Below are 19,270 nucleotides of genomic sequence, written 5' to 3'. Positions count from 1 at the left end.
GGCACAGGTGCGCATGGTAATCGCCTGCCGGCCCGATCGCTGCCCCGCGCAGCGCAACGCGCGGCGCAGACGCGACGCCGGCGCGAGGCCGGCGCCGCATGCCGGGCGTCCCGGCGCAAGGGCGCACCCTCTTACTTGGTGATGTCCACGTCCTTGGTTTCGCGCAGGAAGAACAGGCCGATGACGAAGGTCATCAAGGCGATGCCGATCGGATACCACAGGCCGTAGTACATGTTGCCGGTACCGGCCACCAGGGCGAAGGAGATCGCCGGCAGGAAGCCGCCAAACCAGCCGTTGCCGATGTGGTACGGCAGCGACATCGAGGTGTAGCGGATGCGGGTCGGGAACAGCTCGACCAGGAACGCGGCGATCGGGCCGTAAACCATGGTCACGTACAGCACCAGCACCCACAGCAGCAGGATCGTCATCGGGATGTTGATACGCGCGGTATCGGCCTTCTCTGGATAGCCGGCCGCGGTCAGCGCGCCCTTGAGCTCCTTGCCGAAGGCATCGGCCTTGGGCTTGGCGTCGGCCTTGCTCAGCCCGGCGGCCTCGTAGGAAGCGACCTGGCTGCCGCCGATGCGCACCTGCGCCAGCGAACCCGGCGCGGCCGGCTGCACTGCGTACGGCACGCCGGCCTTGGTCAGCGCGGCGGTGGCCACGTCGCAGGAGCTGGTGAACTTGCGCACGCCCACCGGATCGAACTGGAAGCTGCAGGTGGCCGGATCGGCGAGCACCTGCGCCGGCGACTTGCTGCGCGCCTCTTCCACCGCCGGGTTGGCGAAGTGGGTGAGGCCCTTGAAGATCGGGAAGTAGCTGAGCGCCGCCAGCAGACAGCCGGCGAGGATGATCTTCTTGCGCCCGATCTTGTCCGACAGCCAGCCGAAGATCACGAAGAACGGCGTGGCCAGCGCCAGCGCCGCGGCGATCAGCAGATTGGCGGTGGTGCCGTCGACCTTGAGGGTCTGGGTCAGGAAGAACAGCGAATAGAACTGGCCGCCGTACCAGACCACCGCCTGGCCGGCAGTGGCACCGAGCAGCACCAGCAGCATCAGTCTGAAATTGCCGTCCTTGAGGCTGTCGCGGAACGGCTGTCTGGAACCCTTGCCCTCGGACTTCATCTGCTGGAACAGCGGCGACTCGCTCAGCTGCATGCGGATCCATACCGACACGCCGAGCAGCACGATCGAGACCATGAACGGAACGCGCCAGCCCCAGTCTTCGAACACCTCGGTGCCCAGGGTCACGCGCGTGCCCAGGATCACCAGCAGCGACAGGAACAGGCCCAGCGTGGCGGTGGTCTGGATGAAGCTGGTGTACAGGCCGCGCTTGCCCGGTGGCGCGTGCTCGGCCACGTAGGTCGCCGCGCCACCGTATTCGCCGCCCAGCGCCAGGCCCTGCACCAGCCGCAGCACGATCAGGATGATCGGTGCGGCCATGCCGATGCTGGCGTAGTTGGGCAGGATGCCGACGATGAAGGTGGACAGGCCCATCAGCACGATGGTGATCAGGAAGGTGTATTTGCGGCCGATACGGTCGCCCAGGCTGCCGAAGAACGCGGCGCCGAACGGGCGCACCGCGAAGCCGGCGGCGAAGGCCAGCAGCGCGAAGATGAAGCCGGTGGTCTCGTTGACCCCGCTGAAGAACTGCTTGGCGATGATCGCGGCGAGTGAGCCGTACAGGTAGAAGTCGTACCACTCGAAGACGGTGCCAAGGCTGGAGGCGAAGATCACCTTCTTGTGGCCTTGGGTCAGGGCCTTGCCCGACGGGTTGATGGCGGTGCTGGACATAGGAAGCTTCCCCTCCGAAGCGGGTGGCGTGGCGGTGGCGGTCAGAATGGTCGGGTGGCGCGATCCGTCGCGTGTGCGGGGCGAGTCCGCGGCGGCGCGGCGCGCCCTCCCAGGGCGCCGCGCCGGCCGCGGCCTCAGAAGCTGTACTTGGTGGTGAACTGCAGGCGGGTGATGTCGCCCTTGGCGCCGCTTTCGATCTCGCGCTTGCCATACATCAGCTCGGCGCCGACATCGACCTTGGGCATCGGCGTATAGAAGATGTTGCCGCGGATGCTCTGCACGCTCTTGGTCACACCCAGCCCGGTCAGCGCGGTGTCGTTGTCGTAGTCGCTGCGCGCGTAGATCAGGTTGGTGCGCAGCTTGGGCGAGAACGCATGGCGCCAGCCGATGTAGCCGGCGACCACGCCGACCGTGTCCAGGTCGCGGTCGGCCGCGTCGTAGACCGCGTTCTGGGCGATGCCCAGGCCGACGTAGCGGCCGATGCCTTCGCCGCCGCTGAGCTGGTAGAACAGGCTGTCGCTGTCCCCGGCCACCCACTTGCCGCCCAGGGTCAGGCCGCCGGAGACCTTGCTGGCGTCGGCGCCGGTGGCGCGGTTGTCCACCTTCTGCTGGCCGAGCAGGCCGCCGATGCCGAAGCTGCCCCAGTCGCCCTTCCAGCCGTAGCGCACGGTCAGGTCCGGCAGCGCGCCGCGGTCGGAGCTGGCGCTGGTGACGACGCCGGTCGCGCTGCGGTTGTAGACGGTGGTCTCCGGGTTCTCCAGGGCGATGCTGAAACCGCCGTTGGTGTAGCGCAGCTGCGCCTGGCGCACGAAGATCACGCCGTCGGTGGGGCCGATGAAGTCGGCCGCTTCCGGCAGCGCCGCCGGGTCCATGAAGTTGGACCAGGTCTGGCCGGCCAGCCAGTGGTTCCAGTACATGTAGGCATGGCGCAAGGTGGCGCCGTAGGTGTTGGTGGCGGTCTGGTTGCCCAGCGCGCTGCCGAAGAAGTCCAGTTCCACCAGCGCGCCGGCCTTGTTGCCGGCGTCGCTGACGCTGTCCACGCCGAAGTTGATGCGCGAGAACTTGGCGTGCGCGTTGGAGTCGGTACCGGACTTGCCGCCGCCGACCGGGGTCTGCCCGGGCAGGTACAGCGCGCGCCCGGTGGCGTCGTCGGCGAGCTGGCCGTCGCCGGTGCGGGTGGCCAGGAAATCGGCCTTGATGAAGCCGCCGACCTTGAACGTGGTGCCGGGCGCGGCGCCGGGGGTGATCGTGGTCACCTGGATCGGCGCCTTGCCGGCCGGCAGCGCCGGTTGCGCGGTCTGGCTGGACTTGACCGCGGCCACCTCGGTCTGGGTCTGCGCGATCTGGCCCTGCTGCTGTTGCTGCGAGGACAGCAGCAGCTGCACCTGCCGCTCCAGCTCGGCCACGCGGGCCTCCAGCGCCTGCTCGCGCGCCGACGGGGTCCTGCCACTCTGGGCGAAGGCCGCGCCGGGCGCGATCAGCGCCACGAACAGCGCGGCGGCCAACGGGCGCCGTGCCAAGGATGCGATGCGCTTGCTCATTACTCCCTCCCGAATAATGGATGTCCGCCGCGCGCAGGCACGGCTGGATGCAGGGTGCGCGCCGCGGCCGCTCGCGCCTATTGGCCATTAGTCGAACGGGCACGGCGTTTACGACCATCGTCTAAAGCCCGGCGCGTGCGCGCTTACCGGTGAATGCGGCAAACTGCGCGGTGACGCGCCGCCGCATGCGGCGCCCCGTTCATTGCAGAGGGCACCATGGCCGATCTCTATCCCGTCGATCCGCAGTTCGCCGCCCGGGCACGGGTCGACAAGACCCAGTACCAGACCCTGTACCGGCAATCGGTGGAGCAGCCGCAGGCGTTCTGGGGCCAGGCCGCCGAGCGCCTGGACTGGTTCAGGAAGCCGACCCGGATCAAGGACGTGAACTTCGCCGTGGACGACTTCCATATCCGCTGGTTCGACGACGGCGAACTCAACGCCAGCGTCAACTGCCTGGACCGGCAGCTGGCCACGCGCGGCGACAAGACCGCGCTGCTGTTCGAGCCGGACAGCGCGGATGCGCCGTCCTACCACGTCAGCTACCGCGAGCTGTACGAACGCGTGTGCCGGCTCGGCAACGCGCTGCGCGCGCTCGGGGTGCAGAAGGGCGACCGCGTCACCATCTACCTGCCGATGATTCCCGACGCGGCGGTGGCGATGCTGGCCTGCGCGCGCATCGGCGCGATCCACTCGGTGGTGTTCGGCGGCTTCGCGCCCAATTCGATCGCCGACCGGGTGATCGACTGCGGCAGCAAGCTGATCATCACCGCCGACGAAGGCCTGCGCGGCGGCAAGAAGATCCCGCTCAAGGGCAACGTCGATGCGGCGCTGAAGCTGCCCGGCACCACCACCGTGGAAACCGCGCTGGTGGTGCGCCACACCGGCGGCGCGGTGGACATGCAGGCGCCGCGCGACCGCTGGTTCCACGACGTGGTCGACAGCCAGCCGGCCGAATGCGAACCCGAGCGCATGAACGCCGAGGATCCGCTGTTCATCCTCTACACCTCCGGCTCCACCGGCAAGCCCAAGGGCGTGCTGCACAGCACCGCCGGCTACCTGCTATACGCGGCCTACACCCACGAGACCGTGTTCGACCTGCGCGAGGACGACATCTACTGGTGCACCGCCGACGTCGGCTGGGTCACCGGCCACAGCTACATCGTCTACGGGCCGCTGGCCAACGGCGCCACCGCGCTGATGTTCGAAGGCGTGCCCAACTACCCGAACGTGTCGCGCTTCTGGGAAGTCATCGACAAGCACAAGGTCACCATCTTCTACACCGCGCCGACCGCGATCCGCGCGCTGATGCGCGAGGGCGAGGCGCCGGTCAGGCGCACCTCGCGCGCATCCTTGCGCCTGCTCGGCAGCGTCGGCGAGCCGATCAATCCCGAGGCCTGGCGCTGGTACCACGACGTGGTCGGCGACGGCCGCTGCCCGATCGTGGACACCTGGTGGCAGACCGAGACCGGCGGCATCCTGATCACCCCGCTGGCCGGCGCGATCGACCTCAAGCCCGGCTCGGCGACGCTGCCGTTCTTCGGCGTGCAGCCGGCCCTGGTCAATGCCGACGGCGAACTCCTGGAAGGTGCCACCGAGGGCAACCTGGTGCTGCGCGACTCCTGGCCGGGGCAGATGCGCACCGTCTACGGCGACCACCAGCGCTTCATCGACACCTACTTCCGCACCTACCCGGGCAGCTACTTCACCGGCGACGGCTGCCGCCGCGACGAAGACGGCTATTACTGGATCACCGGCCGCGTGGACGACGTCATCAACGTCTCCGGCCACCGCATCGGCACCGCCGAGGTGGAGAGCGCGCTGGTCGCGCACCCGAAGGTGGCCGAGGCCGCGGTGGTCGGCTTCCCGCACGACATCAAGGGCCAGGGCATCTACGCCTACGTGACCCTGGTGGCCGACGAGCAGCCCAGCGAGGCCTTGCACAAGGAACTGGTGGCCTGGGTGCGCAAGGAGATCGGCCCGATCGCCGCGCCCGATCATCTGCAATGGGCGCCGGGCCTGCCCAAGACCCGCTCGGGCAAGATCATGCGCCGCATCCTGCGCAAGATCGCCGAGAACGCGCCCGATCAGCTCGGCGACACCTCGACCCTGGCCGACCCGTCGGTGGTGGATTCGCTGGTGAACGAACGACTGGCGCGCTGACGCGCTAGTCGTTCGTTCGGGAATGGGGAATCGAGAATGGGGAATGGGAAAAGCCGTTCCCCGATCGCTTCATCATCTTAGGCGCCCGAAATCCCGCTTTTGCCGTTGCCATTCCCCATTCCCGATTCCCCATTCCCGGCCTTCCAAATGCCCACCCTGCTGATCGCCGACGACCATCCCCTGTTCCGCGAGGCGCTGCGCGGGGCGGTGCAGCGGGTGATGCCGGGGGTGCAGCTGTTCGAGGCCGACAGCGTGGAGGCGCTGTACGCGCTGGCCGACCATCACGCCGATGCCGACCTGTTGCTGATGGACCTCAACATGCCCGGCGCGCAGGGCTTCAGCGCGCTGGTGCACATGCGCGCGCTGCATCCGCAGCTGCCGGTGGTGGTGGTGTCCGCGCGCGAGGAACCGACGGTGATGCGCCGCGCGCTGGACCACGGTGCGTTCGGCTTCATTCCCAAGTCGGCCGATTCGGACACCATCGGCCTGGCCCTGAGCACGGTGCTGGACGGCGAGCGCTGGGCGCCGCCGGAAGCGCACACCGTGCCGCCCACCGACCGCGCCGAACGCGAGGTCGGCCAGCGCCTGCGCGAACTGACCCCGCAGCAGTTCCGCGTGCTGCAGATGCTCGGCGCCGGCCGTCTCAACAAGCAGATCGCCTACGACCTGGGCGTGTCCGAAGCCACCATCAAGGCGCACGTCACCGCGATCCTGCGCAAGCTCGGCGTCACCAACCGCACCCAGGCGGTGCTGATGGCCGGCAAGCTGGCCATCGACAGCGACGCCATCGTGCTGCCGCTGGAAGAGGATTGAGCGGCGCGCGCCGCGAGTGGCCCGGCCGCCGCGAGCGCACCGCTGATGCAGTCGTCTATAGCCGCTGCTAAGAAAAAAAGCTGCAGGTTCGCGTGCGTTCGCAGCGTATTCGCCGGCATTCGCCGCTGTTAGACTGCGCATCCTTGGGGAGTAGCCTGCTGTCCGGCGTGTCCGGACAGCGCCCGCATCAACACACTCGGCCGTTGCGCCGTGGTGCGGGCAGCCATCTCGGTTGGCGAGACCAGCGGCGAGCTTGCGTGGCGAAAGCCGGGCGCGCGCGCGCCGTCGTCTCCTGCCCCGGCGCGGTTCCCGCATGTCGTTTCTTTCGATTCTGTTGCTCGGCATCGCCATGTCCGCCGATGCCTTCGCCGCCGCGGTCGGCAAGGGCGCGGCCATGTGCCGCCCGCGCATCCGCGATGCGCTGCGCGCCGGGCTGATCTTCGGCGGCATCGAGGCGCTCACCCCCGTGCTGGGCTGGCTGCTGGGCCAGGCCGCCTACAAGCACGTGGCCGCGTTCGACCACTGGATCGCGTTCGGCCTGCTCGGCGCGCTCGGCGTGCACATGATCGTCGCCGGACTCAAGCCCGAGGCGCCGGAGGACGCCGCCGAAGCGCCCAGGCGCCACGGCTTCTGGAACCTGGCCGCGACCGGCCTGGCCACCAGCATCGACGCAATGGCGGTCGGCGTCGGCCTGGCCTTCCTCGACGTGAACATCGCCGAGGTCGCCGTGGTCATCGGCCTGTGCACGCTGAGCATGGTGACCCTGGGCATCATGCTCGGCCGCGTGCTCGGCACCCTGGCCGGCAAGCGTGCGGAGATCGTCGGCGGCGCGCTGCTGATCGCGATCGGCAGCGCCATTTTGTACCAGCATCTGCATTGAGGCGGGGATTGGGGAGTCGGGATTGGGGAGTCGCAACGGCGGATGGCTTCGCTGCCCGGTCGCGAATCGGCCGTCTCAGCCGTGCGGCGGCGGGGACGGCTTGGCGGTGAATTCCAGGTAGGTGGAGAGGATGTACTTGTCGCCGCTGCGCGGCGGCAGGCCGGCGTGCATGTACATCCAGTACGGCGGGAACATCAGCAGGCGCCCGCTGCGCGGCGCGACCTCCAGGTCCAGGTCGACGAAGCGGGTCTGTCCGCCCTCGGCCACGTCGTTGAGATACCACAGCAGCACCAGGTAGCGGCCGGTCTCCTCGTCGCAGGCGTCGAAATGCGGCTGGAAGCGCTCGCCGGCGCTCGCGCGATAGCGCTTGATGCGCAGGTCGGCCAGGCGCGGGCGCCACGGCACCGGCGCGGACAGGCCCAGATCGGCGTTGTAGCGCGCCAGCGCCGCGCGCACCTGTTCGATGAAGAACCCCTGGAAGGCCGGATCGGCCGAACGGGTGACATTGAGCTCGGTCCAGGCGCTGTCGTCCAGGCCGGCGCGCGCGCCGGCGCCGTTGTGGCTGTGCTGCGCCGACGCGCGCTCGAACTGCGCGATCAGCTGGCCGCAGAAGCCGGCCTCCAGCGCCGCATCGTAGACACGGACGTAATGGCGAAGATCGGCATGCTTCACGAGTGTCGGTTCCTGTGTCTCGGGCTGCGCTGTCGGTTGCGGCTCACTATGCCACCTGCGCATTGAAATCACCGATGCCTTCGACCAGGCGCGTCACCGCCTCGCGCTCGACCGGCTGCAGGTGCGGGTTCCAGGTGTCCATCAGCAGGATCACGCGGGGGCGATCGCTGCGGTTCCAGGCCTCGTGCTCGAAGGTATCGTCGAACACCATCGCCCGGCCCTCCTGCCAGGCGTGCAGCTGGCCGCCGGCGCGCAAGGCGCAATCGCCGTGCACCAGCAGCGGCAGGTGCACGGTCAGGCGGGTGTTGGTGACGCCACGGTGCGGCAGGATGTGGGTGCCCGGCGCCAGCACCGAGAAACAGATCTCCGGCGCGTGCGCACGAATGCGCACCAGCGGCGTGCGCTCCAGTGCGGCCGCGGTGTCCGCGCACTGCTGCGCATGCGCAACGTCGCGTTGCCCATGGCGGTAGAAGAAATACGCATCCCACGCGGGGCTGCCACGGTCGCCGGCGAGCAACCCCGGTGGCAGCCGGTCGACGGGCGCGCCGAGAAACGGCGCATAGGCGCCGGCGTGCTCGCGCGTGGCCAGCATCTCGGCGCGGATCGCCGCGGTGGCCTGTTCCAGCTCCTGCAACCAGGGGAACAACTGCAGCGGCGGATACGCGGCGGCCGGCACGTCGGGCACATGGAAGAAGGTCGGCCGCTGCAACGGATTCGCGTACTGCGCCGGGAGCAGGCCCAGATAGGCCAGCAAGCCGCGTTCGACCCGATCCAGCGCATCGGCGCCGTAGTCGCGGCGCAACGGCTGCAGCAGGCCGAGGAACAGATCGCGGCGGCCGCCATCGACCGCGGCCATGGCCTTGCCCACCCGTTCGCGCAATGCCGGCGCGGTGCTGTCCTCGCTCAGCCAGCGGCCCTGGCGCTGGGCATGCACGATGGCGGCGTAGTAGCTGCCCAACGCCTCATATCCGACGCCGCGCGCCGCGCGCAGTTCGCCCAGCCGCAGGTGGGCGATGTAGTGGTCGGGTTGGCGCTGCAGCAGCTCTTGCAGCACGCCTTCGGCGCCTTCGGCATCGCCTTGTGCCGACAACGCCGCCGCCCAGCCCATCCGCGCCGGCGCCTGCAGCGTCCCTTCCCGCTGCGCCAGGCCCCGATACAGATCGGTGGCACGGGTCCACAGCCCCGCCTCCTGCGCCACTGCCGCCAGCAGCAGGTCCAATGCCGGCGGCGCGTCGCCCTGTGCCTGCCAGGCCATGGCGGCCGCCTGCACCTGCGCGAATGCCCCCTGTTCGACGCCACGCCACAGTGCCTGCAGCCGCGCCGATGGATCGTCTTGCCTCGCTGTCACCGCAATCCCCTCAAAGAAAAACGGCGCGCCCGGTTGGGCGCGCCGCGTGTCGCGACCTGGCGTGCTTGCGGGCGCAAGCGACGCCGGCCTGCACCACTCAGAACCGGTAGCTGGCGCGCATCCAGTAGTAGCGGCCGACCGTGTCGTAGGTGCTCACGTCGGTGTTCGCATTCAACACGTTGTTCTGGTACAGCACCGGCGGCTGCTTGTTGAACAGGTTGTCCACGCCCAGGTCGAAACGGATGTTGGCGTCGGCCATGTCGTAGCCCAGCTGCAGCGCGTGGTACATGTAGCTGCCGTAGCGCAGCACCACGCCCTTGTCGACGGCATCGGCGGACATGTTCTGCGACAGGTCGCCGCTGCCGACCTGGATCTTGCCGACCCAGCGCGTGGTCCAGCTCGCATCCCAGTTGCCCAGCTTCCAGCCGAACTGGCCGCGCGCGCGCCAGCGTGCGTAGTTGCCGTAGGACGAGTTGTACTTGCCCGCCATGTGCACCACCGAGTCGCCGGTGTCGATGTCGTAGCGCTGCAGGTAGGTGCTGTCCAGGGCCAGGGTGAACTTGCCGAAGGCGGTCTGCGGCAGGGCGTAGTTGGCGCCGAAGTCGATGCCCTGGGTGTCCAGCTTGCCGATGTTGACCACCGGGGTCTCGATATAGTCGATGTTGCCGGCGCTGACCGTGCCTGCCGCGTAGCGGTGGATGTAGCCGCAGTACGGGCTGCTGTTGTCGTTGTAGCAACTATTGGCGACGGTCTGCGCCGAGATCGACTGGATCAGGTCGTTGAGCTTGACCTTCCACCAATCGAGGTTGAACGACAGGCCCTGCACGAACTCCGGGCTGTAGACGATGCCGTAGTCGTAGGACCTGCCCTTCTCCGGCTTCAGGTCGTAGTTGGCGTAGTTGGCGCCGGACACGATCGCGTTGGTCTGCGACAGGCCCGAGCCGCCCCAGCCGGTCTCCACGCCTTCGCAGGCGTTGTCGTGGCCGCTGCCGCTGTAGCCGATGCACGGATCGGTGAAGGTCGGCGAGTTCGCGGTCGGCCCCTGGTACAGGTCGCTGATGGTCGGCGCGCGGAACACCTGCGCCACGGTGCCGCGCACCATCAGGTCGTGGATCGGGCGCCACTCCAGCTGGAACGAGGCGCTGTTGTTGGTCGAGCTGACGCTGCTGTAGTCGGAGAAGCGATCGCTCAGGGTGACGTTGAGCGCGCCGATCGGCGAGGACTGCGCCAGCACCGGGATGAACAGCTGCGTATACGCCTCCTTGACGCTGAAGGAGCCGCTCAGCGGCGAGGAGCACGCCTCGGAGGAGATCGCGCAGGTATTGTCGCTGTCGATCACCGCGTTGCTGGACACGGTGTAGCCCATGCTTTCCTTGCGATACAGCGCACCGACCGCCAGCTGCGCGCTGCCCGCCGGTAGCTCCCACACGCTGCCGTTGGCGCTGGCTTCCCACTGGCGGTTGATCTTGGTGGTGCTGTAGCGCGGGATCGACTCATGGCTGTTCAGCCAGGTCGACGCCGCCTGCTGATCGAAGATGTTGATCTGGCCGCCGTCGATCGCCTCCTGCAGCGCGGAATAGTCCACGTAGCCGTGGCTCCAGCTGCGCTGCTTGTAGTGGCCGTAGTTGAAGTTGACGTCCCACACCCAGCTGGTGTCGCCGAAACTGCCCTTCAGGCCGAGCACGTCCTGGTCGGTGGCGGTGTCGTAGAAGCTTTCGCGCTGGCCCAGCGAGGTGAAGCGGTTGCGGTACTCGTAGCCGTCGGGGCCGAACTCGACGCCGAACGGGTTGTCGGGATTGTCGGCGGCGATGGTGATGCCATCGCTCTGCGCATCGAACGGCAGCGGCGCGATGGCGGAGTGCGACATCGTGTGGTTGTGGTAGGCGTTGACGTAGGCCTGCACCTTGTCGGTCACGTTGAAGCTGCCGAGCACGAAGCTGCTGACGCGCTGCTGCGGGGTCATCAGCAGGTTCTGCGCCTGGTAGTTGTAGGCGTCGGAGGCAGAGGAGTAGCACTTGTAGCCGCCGCTGCCGTTGCTGGTCATCGCGCCGTTCGCGCTGCAGCCATTGGCGGTCAGCGTGCTCCCCGGCAGCTTGTAGTAGCCGCTGGGCGTGCGGCTGGAGCCGCCCTTGTAGATGCTGCCGCTGGACAGGTACATCGCGTCCTTGGAGAACGCGCGATCGGCCGAGGACACCGCGTTCTGCTTGTTGTAGTCGACGCCGACCACGAGGTTGCCGCGGTCCCAGGTCTTGCCGAAGGTGAAGGTGCCGCCGCGGCGGGCGCCGTCGCCGCGGCTGGCCTGGCCGTAGTTGGCGGAGAATTCGCCGCCTTCGAAATTCTTGCGCAGGATGTAGTTGACCACGCCGCCGATGGCGTCGGAGCCGTACACCGCCGAGGCGCCGACCTTCAGGATCTCGACATGGTCGATCATGCTGGCCGGGATCGAATTGATGTCGTTGTTGAGGATGCGGTGGCCGTCGATCAGGATCAGCGTGCGCTGGGCGCCGAGGCCGCGCAACGATACGGTCGAGGCGCCGTCGCCGCCGCCGTTGTTGACCTGCGGGTTGGTCGCATCGCCGGCGATGCCGGGCAGCGACTGCATCAGGTCGCCCAGGGTCTGCTTGCCGCTCTGCTGGATCTGCTGGCGATCGACCACGGTGACCGGGCTGGCCGTCTCCACGTCCACGCGGCGCACCAGCGAGCCGGTCACGGTGACCCGGTCCAGGTCCACCGCGCCGTCGGTCGCCGCAGCCGCGGCGGTATCGGCGCCCTGCGCGTAGAGCGAGGCGGGGAGCGTGGCCAATCCCAGGCAAATGGCCTGGGCGAGTCTGTTCTTTGGTACGGACATTGGGGAAAACCTCATGTGATGAGCAACAGAACGCCAGCGGTGCACGCGGACGTGAACCGATACGAATCGCGCAAGGCGCGACGTCTTTGTGTTGGATGCCTCGGACTTGCGGTCCGAGCGGGACCGTCAAGCACTTGTTAGTTTTTTATAAGAAAAGTGTTGTTTTCATGTGACGCATTGCGACAGCACTTGGCATAATCGCTACATCGTTCGAAAACATGCGCCTCCCCGCGGGTGCAGGGCGAAGGCGCCATGGGCGCCTGGGGTACGCCGAAGCGCGTACCGGAATCAGTCGAGGCGATAGTCCCAGCGCTGCAGGTAAGGCTGCAGCAGCGGCAGCACCGGCTCGAAAAAGCCGCGATACGGGCGCCAGCGGTCCAGGCCCTTGCGGTTGATGCCCTCCACCACCTGCGCATAGCTGGGCGTGCTGATGAAGCCCTTGGCGCGCGCATGGCGCTGGAACTCCAGCAGCCGCTCCGGTTGTTCAAGTTCCAGAAAGCTGCCCAAGCGCGCGACCTGCGCCTGCGGGTCGGCGACCAGGTCTTCGTAGCGGATCTCCAGCGCGCGCGGCTGCAGCAGTTGCACGTGGTAGAGCCAGCACCCCATCGCATCGGCGTAGCCCTGCGCCAGACGCTGCGCGCTGGAACACAGCACGGCGAAGGCCGGAGAGCGGAACGCCTGCATGTAGCAGCTCAGCAGCACGTCGCAGGGATGGCGCAGCGCCAGGATCACCTGCGCATCGGGAAACAGCCGCCGGATCAGCGGCAGGCGCAGCAGGTTGAGCGGATTCTTGTCGACCAGGCGCTGTCCGGGCTGCAGCTGCACCACGCCGCGGACCGACTGCCAGTAGTCGGCGCGCAAGGCGGCGCAATCGGCGGCATCCAGTTCGCCCAGGCCGTCGGGCCAGGCCAGGCCGCGGCGTTCGACGCGCTCGGCCAGGCCTTGCAGGAACGGCCGCTCGTCCATCGCGCACAGCTGCGGATGCGCATCGAGCATCTGTTCCAGCAAGGTGGTGCCGGAGCGCGGGAAACCGACCACGAAGATCGGCGATGCATCGCGGTCCGGGTCCGCCACCGGCCGCGCCGCGGCGTAGCGCGCCGGATCCCAGCGGCGCCGCGCGGCCGGCAGCGGCGCCGCGTCCACCGCGAGCAGCTCCGGCACCAATGACGCGATGCCCGCGACCTGCCCGGCATGCCCCTGCGCGCAGGCCGCCAGCGCCTCGTCGTGGCGCCCCAGGCGGTCGCAGACCCGGGCCATCGCGAAGTACAGGTTGCTCTGCTTGCGCGTGTCGGTGGCCGTGTCGCTGGCCGCGGCGGCGGACAGCAGGCCGCGCAGCAACCGGTACGCGGCGTCCCACTGCCCGTCGCGCATCGCCAGCACCGCCAGCGCATTGATCGCATCGTGACGCGCGTCCAGGTCCTCGATCCGTTCCGGCGCCGGCAGGTGTGCGGCGGCCTGGCGCGCCTCCTCGAGCAGGTTGACGCGCTCGAGCACCAGCACCAGGCGCGACCAGGCGCGCTCCGGCTGCGGCATCGGTCCGGCGGCGCAGGCGCGCAGCATCGCGCAGGCCGCATCGGTCTGGCCGGCCTGCGACAGCAGCCAGGCCAGTTCCAGCGTGGTCTCCGGGTCCAGTGCCGGCCACTGCGGCCAGTGCGCGATCAGCGCCTGCACGCGCTGGAAGTCGCCGCATTCATGGCAGGCCATCGCGGCGTGAACGCTCAGTGGCGCCGACTCCGGCGCCAACGCATGCGCATCCAGCAGATGCTCGCGAGCGGCGCCGTAGTCGCCGCTGTCCATCGCCAGCAGGCCCAGATTGTGGTGCAGCATCGGATCGTCCGGCGTCAGCGCGAGCGCCTGCGCATACGCCTGCCGCGCCTCTGCGAAATGGCGCGCTTCACGCAAGGCGGTGCCCAGGTTGTTCCAGTGCGCCACTTCCTGCGGCTGCCGTTCGGCCAGCGCGCGATACAGCGCCGCCGCCTGCGCCGCATGGCCCTGCATCTGCAGGCTCATCGCCAGCAGGCTGCTGGCCAGCGCATCGTCGGGTGCGTGCTGCAGATAGCGGCGCGCGCCCTGCTCCAGTTGCGACGCCTGTCCGGCCTCCAGTGCCGCCAGCAGCGCAGGCAGCGACGGGATCGCGGTGTCTTGCGGTAGCGGTAGGGTCATGCGCTGAGGATCCAGTGCGGCGGCAGGCGGAAAGGGGCTGCCACGATAGCCGGGCCGGATCGCGGCTCGCAACGCAGGCCGTGCCGGCAGCCGGCAAAAACCGCACACACTGCGGGTACGCGGCGGCGCTGCCTAATCGCCCTTGATCGGATCGTGGTACGCGGTGAGGAAGGCGCGCAGCGAGGCCGGCTTGACCGGCTTGGTCAGCAGCCGGTAGCCGCGTTCGCGCGCCTGCAGTTTGAGTTCGTCGCGGCCGTCGGCGGTGAGCAGCGCGCCGGCGACCGGGCCGACCATCGCCTCGCGCAGCGCGTCCAGCGTGTCCAGTCCGTCCAGGCGGTCGTGCAGGTGGTAGTCGACCAGCATCACGTTGGGCGCGCGCGCCGCCAGCGGCAGGGCTTCGTCCACGGTGCTGGCGCAGATCACCTCCACCTGCCAGCGCCCGAGCAGCGCGCGCATGCCGTCGAGGATTTCCTGATCGTTGTCCACGCACAGCACGCGCAGCCCGGCCAGCGAGTCGCTGGCGGCGACGCTGCGCTGCTGGCGCTGCTGCTTCTGCGGCACCGGCGCCACCCGCGGCACGGCGATCGAGAACATGCTGCCGTGGCCGACCGCGCTGCGCGCAGCCAGGTCGTGGCCGAGCAGGCGCGAGATGCGCTGGCAGATCGACAGGCCCAGGCCCAGCCCCTGCTCGCCCCAGTCGAACGGCTGCTGGTAGCGCTGGAATTCCTCGAAGATCTGCTGCATGTGGTGCTTGGGGATGCCCGGGCCGGTGTCCCACACCTGCAGCTCCAGCGCCGCGCCGCGGCCGCGCATGCCCAGCACGATGCGGCCCTGGCGGGTGTAGCGCAGCGCATTGGCGAGGAAGTTCTGCAGCACGCGGCGCAGCAGGCGGCGGTCGCTGCGCACCCAGATCGGCCGCGCGAACATATGCATGCGCAGGCCGCGGCCGGCGGCGACCGGGGTGTACTGCGCGGCCAGTTCGCGCAGCAGCACGCTGGCGTCGAAGTCCTCGATCGTCGGACGCATGCCGCCGGCGTCCAGCCGCGACACGTCGAGCAGGCCGTCGAGCAGTTCCTCGGCCGCACGCAGCGAGGCGTCCACGCGCTCGGCCAGGTGCCGCTGCTCCTCGTTCTGATGCGCTTCGCGCAGCGCCGAGGCGAACAGCCGCGCAGCATTGAGCGGCTGCAGCACGTCGTGGCTGATCGCGGCCAGGAAGCGGGTCTTGGACTGCTGCGCCAGCTCGGCCTCGCGCGAGCGCTCGGCCACGCGCTGCTCCAGCGTCTCGTTGGCTTCCAGCAGCGCCTGCTCGGCGCGCTTGTAGTCGGTGATGTCGTTGTAGCTGGTCACGTAGCCGCCGCCGGGCAGCGGCTGGCCACGCATCTCGATCACCTTGCCGTCGCTGCGGGTACGCTCGAACACGTGCGAGGTGCCGGCGCGCAGATGCGCGATGCGGCGGCCGATCTGGTCCTCGACCCGGCCCTCGCCGAGTTCGCCGCGCTCGGCGTTGTAGCGGATCAGGTCGACGACCGGGCGGCCGACGTAGAGCATGCCGTCGGGGTAGCCGAACATCTGCTGATAGCGCCGGTTCCACGCGGTCAGGCGCATCGCCGGATCGACCACGCTGACCCCGGCGCTGATGTTCTCCAGCGTGGTGGACAGGATCTCGCGGTTGAAGCGCAGCTCCTGCCCGGCCTCGTCCAGCACCGCCACCACTTCGCCCAGGTCCATGCCCGAACCGCGCAGCAGGCTGGTCAGCACCAGCCGCGCCGAGGCCGCGCCGATCGAGGCGGCGAGCAGGCGTTCGGTGAACTGCACCCAGACGCGGTCGGCCACCGCGGTGGGCTGCGGCTCGCGGCCGAGCAGTTGCGCCTGTTCGGCGAAGGCGCGGCGCGCGTGGCGCTCGCCGACCATGCGTTCGGCCAGCGCCTGCAGGTCGACCACCTGCACCTGCCCGAGCCAGTCGCCGGCCACCGCCGGCCGCTGCGAATACGGCTCCAGGAACGGCGCCGCACGCAGCCGCTCCTCCAGACCCGGTCGCCAGCGCGCCGACACCAGCAGCAGCGTGCCGACATTGACCAGCAGCGACCAGAACGTGCCATGCGCCAGCGGGTCCCAGCCGCTCATGCCGAACAGCTGCTGCGGGCGCAGCCAGGAAACGCCGAACGGCCCGTCGTGCAGCCACTCCGGCGCCAGCCAGCCGGCCTGGGTCAGCGCCGGCAGCAGCAAGGTGTAGATCCAGGTGCCGAAGCCCAGCACCATGCCGGTCTCCACGCCCTTGCGGCTGGCGCCGCGCCAGTACAGCCCGCCGATCACGCCCGGCGCGAACTGCGCCACCGCGGCGAAGGCCATCAGCCCGTACGAGGCCAGCGAGCTGTCGTTGCTGCTGCTGCGGTAGTAGCCGTAGGCGATCAGCGCCAGCAGCAGGATCGCCAGGCGGCGGATCCACAGCACCCGCGAGGCGACGTCGGCGCCGGCCGCCTGGTGCCCGCGGCGGCGCAGCAGCACAGGCATCACCAGGTCGTTGCTGATCATCGTCGCCAGCGCGATGCTGGAGACGATGACCATGCCGGTGGCGGCGGAGAACCCGCCCACGTAGGCGACCAGCGCCAGCGCGGTACGGCCCTCGGCCAGCGGCAGCGCCAGCACGATGCTGTCGTGGGCCACCTCGCCGGACTGGCCGAACAGGGCGATGCCGGCCGCGGCGATCGGCGGCACCATCGCCGAGATCACCACCAGGTACAGCCCGAACAGCCAGCGCGCCTTGCGGATGTCGCCGATGTCGCTGCATTCCACCACCGCCACGTGGAACTGCCGCGGCAGGCACACGATGGCCAGGAAGCTGAGCAGGGTCTGCGAGATGAAGCCGACCGGCGGCGTGTTCTGGAACAAGCTGCGCGCCGACTGCAGCACCTGGCCGTCGCGCCCGCTCAGCCACACGTAAGCGAACACGCCCACCGCGACCATCGCCAGCAGCTTGACCACCGATTCCAGCGCGATCGCCAGCATCATGCCGTGGTGGTGTTCGGTGGCATCCACCTGGCGGGTGCCGAACAAGGTCGCGAACAGCGCCATCAGCAGCGCCACGTACAGCGCCGGATCGGCGTAGAACGGCGCTCCGGCGCTGGACTGGCCGCTGAGCACCTGCAGGCTCATCGCCACCGCCTTGTACTGCAGCGCCAGGTACGGCACCACGCCGACCAGCGCGATCACCGCCACCAGCGCCGCCAGGCGCCGCGAGCGGCCGTAGCGCGAGGAGAGGAAGTCGGCGATGGACACGGTGTTCTCGCTGCGCGCGATCAGCGCCAGGCGCTCGATGATGCGCCAGCCGAACAGCAGCAGCAGCAACGGCCCCAGGTAGATCGGCAGGTAGCCGGCGCCGTTGCGCACCGCGCTGCCGACCGCGCCGTAGAACGTCCACGACGAGCAGTACACCGCCAGCGCCAGGCTGTACACCGCCGGGCGCAGCCATGGCCGCTCCGGGTACAACGGCCGCCGATCGCCCCACCACGCCACCGTGAACAGCAGCGCCGCGTAGCCGACCGACACCAGCAGCAGGATCCAGCTAGAAACCAAGGGCGCGGTCCCCGAGACGATCGCGGCAGTCTAGGCGCTGTTCGCCGCCGCCGTTCACGAGACGGCCGCCGCGCCGGCGTGCAGCGGCAGCCGCAGGCGAAACACGCTGCCCTGCCCGGGTGCGCTCTCCACCAGCAGCGCACCGCCGGCCGCGGCAATCAGATTGGCGCTGACCGCCAGCCCCAGGCCGGTGCCCTGGCCGCTGGGCTTGGTGGTGAAGAACGGCTCCAGGCAGCGCGCGCGCACGTCCTCGCTCATGCCGTGGCCGCTGTCGCGCACCGCGATCTCCAGCGTGGCATCGGGCCGCGGCGCCAGGGTCAGCTCGAACTGCCCGCCCTCGGGCATCGCCTGCTGCGCGTTGGCGGCGAGATTGAGCAGGATCAGCTCCAGCTGCGCGCGGTCGAAACGCACCGGGCACGGCGCCTCGTGCAGCTGCAGGCGCACCTGCACGCCCAGGCCGAACAGCTGGTCGAACATCGCCCGCATGCCGGCGATCGTCTCGGCCGGTTCGAACACTTCCAGCCGGGTGGCTTCCTGGCGGCTGAAATCCAGCAGCTTGCGGGTCACCGCCGCCGCGCGCCGCGCCGCCGCGTCGGCGCCCTGCAAGGCCGCCTTGAGCTGCTGCGGATCGTCGCTGCGGCGCGCGCGCGCGGTGTAGCCCATGATCAGGCTGAGCAGATGGTTGAAATCGTGCGCCACGCCGCTGGCCAGGCGGCCCACGCTCTCCATCTTCTGCGCGTGCACCAGTTGGTCGCGCGAGCGTTCCTTTTCCTGCATCTCCAGCTGCAGCCGGTCGCGCGAACGGGCCAGCGCGTTGCCGCGCCGGCGCGCCAGATCCAGGCTCTCGCGCAATGCCGCCACCGACTGGTCCAGCACCACCGCGGCGATGACGAAACCGGCGATGACGAGCATCGCGCCCTCCAGCAGCCGCGGCCACAGCATCGGCAGGAAGAACGTGCGTGCCGCATCGCGCCACGCGCCCAGCAGCACCACCAGCACCAGCCACGCCACCGCGCCCCACAGCGCGCGACGGCTCAGCAGCAGTCCGCCGATCAGCACCGGCAGTAGCTGGCTCAGCTGCCCGCGCTGCTGCGCTTCCAGGCCCCAGCGCGCATAGCCCACGCTCAGCAGCGCCAGGCTCACCACTACGAACAGCCGTGCCGCCCACAGGAAGGCACCGCGCCGCAGCAGCACGAAACAGGCCCACATCGCCAGCGTGTTCGTTGCCGCCAGCCACAACGCGACCGGATCCATCGCCACGCCGATCCGCGCCCACGCCAGCAGCATCATCACTGGCTGGTACAGGCCGACGAACACCAGCACCAGTTGCAGCATCGCCGCATTGCGCCGATCGACCTGGTCGGCCACAGGAACGTCGCGCCACCAGCGCCGCAGGCGCGACAAGACGCCGCCAGGCGGGTCGGTGGAGGGAGGCGGGGCGGCAGGACGGAGCGGCATGCACGGACCGGCAGGAAGCGCGCC

Annotated in this window: 11 protein-coding genes and 1 riboswitch; of the genes, 3 read left to right on the top strand and 8 right to left on the bottom strand. The window is 69.4% G+C overall.

The genetic code is table 11. The annotated features are described in order from the left end of the window. Nucleotides 1–131: 131 nt before the first annotated feature. Together FZ025_RS10515 and FZ025_RS10510 are read right to left on the bottom strand one after the other, a co-directional pair. Nucleotides 132–1,790, bottom strand: coding sequence for an MFS transporter (locus FZ025_RS10515; protein ID WP_046979985.1), 1,659 nt, complete (start codon nucleotides 1,788–1,790; stop codon nucleotides 132–134). A 134-nt stretch (nucleotides 1,791–1,924) separates the two neighbouring features. Beyond that, nucleotides 1,925–3,331 (bottom strand): DcaP family trimeric outer membrane transporter, encoded by a 1,407-nt coding sequence (locus FZ025_RS10510; RefSeq protein ID WP_046979986.1) that lies wholly within the window; start codon nucleotides 3,329–3,331, stop codon nucleotides 1,925–1,927. A gap of 216 nt (nucleotides 3,332–3,547) precedes the next feature. Here FZ025_RS10510 and acs point away from each other — a divergent pair, with 216 nt between their 5' ends. From acs to FZ025_RS10495, 3 genes are all read left to right on the top strand, one after another. Further along, nucleotides 3,548–5,491: an acetate--CoA ligase gene (gene acs, locus FZ025_RS10505; RefSeq protein WP_046979987.1), complete on the top strand. Its 1,944-nt coding sequence runs from the start codon at nucleotides 3,548–3,550 to the stop codon at nucleotides 5,489–5,491. A 147-nt stretch (nucleotides 5,492–5,638) separates the two neighbouring features. Beyond that, entirely contained in the window at nucleotides 5,639–6,304 is a 666-nt protein-coding gene (locus FZ025_RS10500; protein ID WP_046979988.1) for a response regulator transcription factor, read from the top strand. Nucleotides 6,305–6,437: 133 nt separating this feature from the next. After that, nucleotides 6,438–6,559, top strand: a riboswitch (yybP-ykoY riboswitch). A gap of 58 nt (nucleotides 6,560–6,617) precedes the next feature. After that, on the top strand, nucleotides 6,618–7,184 hold the full coding sequence (locus FZ025_RS10495; protein WP_046979989.1) for a manganese efflux pump MntP: 567 nt from the start codon (nucleotides 6,618–6,620) through the stop codon (nucleotides 7,182–7,184). Nucleotides 7,185–7,259: 75 nt separating this feature from the next. Here the strand turns inward: FZ025_RS10495 and FZ025_RS10490 are convergent, their stop codons facing one another. The 6 genes from FZ025_RS10490 to FZ025_RS10465 all read right to left on the bottom strand — a co-directional run bounded on the left by FZ025_RS10490 (nucleotide 7,260) and on the right by FZ025_RS10465 (nucleotide 19,246). Further along, entirely contained in the window at nucleotides 7,260–7,856 is a 597-nt protein-coding gene (locus FZ025_RS10490; RefSeq protein WP_244292510.1) for a 2OG-Fe(II) oxygenase, read from the bottom strand. A gap of 46 nt (nucleotides 7,857–7,902) precedes the next feature. Beyond that, complete coding sequence (locus FZ025_RS10485) at nucleotides 7,903–9,204, bottom strand: aspartyl/asparaginyl beta-hydroxylase domain-containing protein (RefSeq protein WP_053057283.1); 1,302 nt, start codon at nucleotides 9,202–9,204, stop codon at nucleotides 7,903–7,905. Between the two features lie 97 nt (nucleotides 9,205–9,301). Next, on the bottom strand, nucleotides 9,302–12,052 hold the full coding sequence (locus FZ025_RS10480; RefSeq protein ID WP_046979991.1) for a TonB-dependent receptor: 2,751 nt from the start codon (nucleotides 12,050–12,052) through the stop codon (nucleotides 9,302–9,304). A 288-nt stretch (nucleotides 12,053–12,340) separates the two neighbouring features. Further along, nucleotides 12,341–14,215, bottom strand: coding sequence for a tetratricopeptide repeat-containing sulfotransferase family protein (locus FZ025_RS10475; protein ID WP_046979992.1), 1,875 nt, complete (start codon nucleotides 14,213–14,215; stop codon nucleotides 12,341–12,343). 132 nt (nucleotides 14,216–14,347) lie between these two features. Next, complete coding sequence (locus tag FZ025_RS10470; protein ID WP_046979993.1) at nucleotides 14,348–17,788, bottom strand: hybrid sensor histidine kinase/response regulator; 3,441 nt, start codon at nucleotides 17,786–17,788, stop codon at nucleotides 14,348–14,350. Nucleotides 17,789–17,842: 54 nt separating this feature from the next. Then, the gene (locus FZ025_RS10465) at nucleotides 17,843–19,246 is read right to left on the bottom strand and encodes a sensor histidine kinase (protein ID WP_046979994.1); all 1,404 of its coding nucleotides are present in this window, start codon (nucleotides 19,244–19,246) and stop codon (nucleotides 17,843–17,845) included. Nucleotides 19,247–19,270: the final 24 nt, after the last annotated feature.

The organism is Xanthomonas hyacinthi, assembly GCF_009769165.1.
Taxonomy (GTDB): Bacteria; Pseudomonadota; Gammaproteobacteria; order Xanthomonadales; family Xanthomonadaceae; genus Xanthomonas_A; species Xanthomonas_A hyacinthi.
This window is presented reverse-complemented; position numbering and strand designations above follow the sequence as displayed.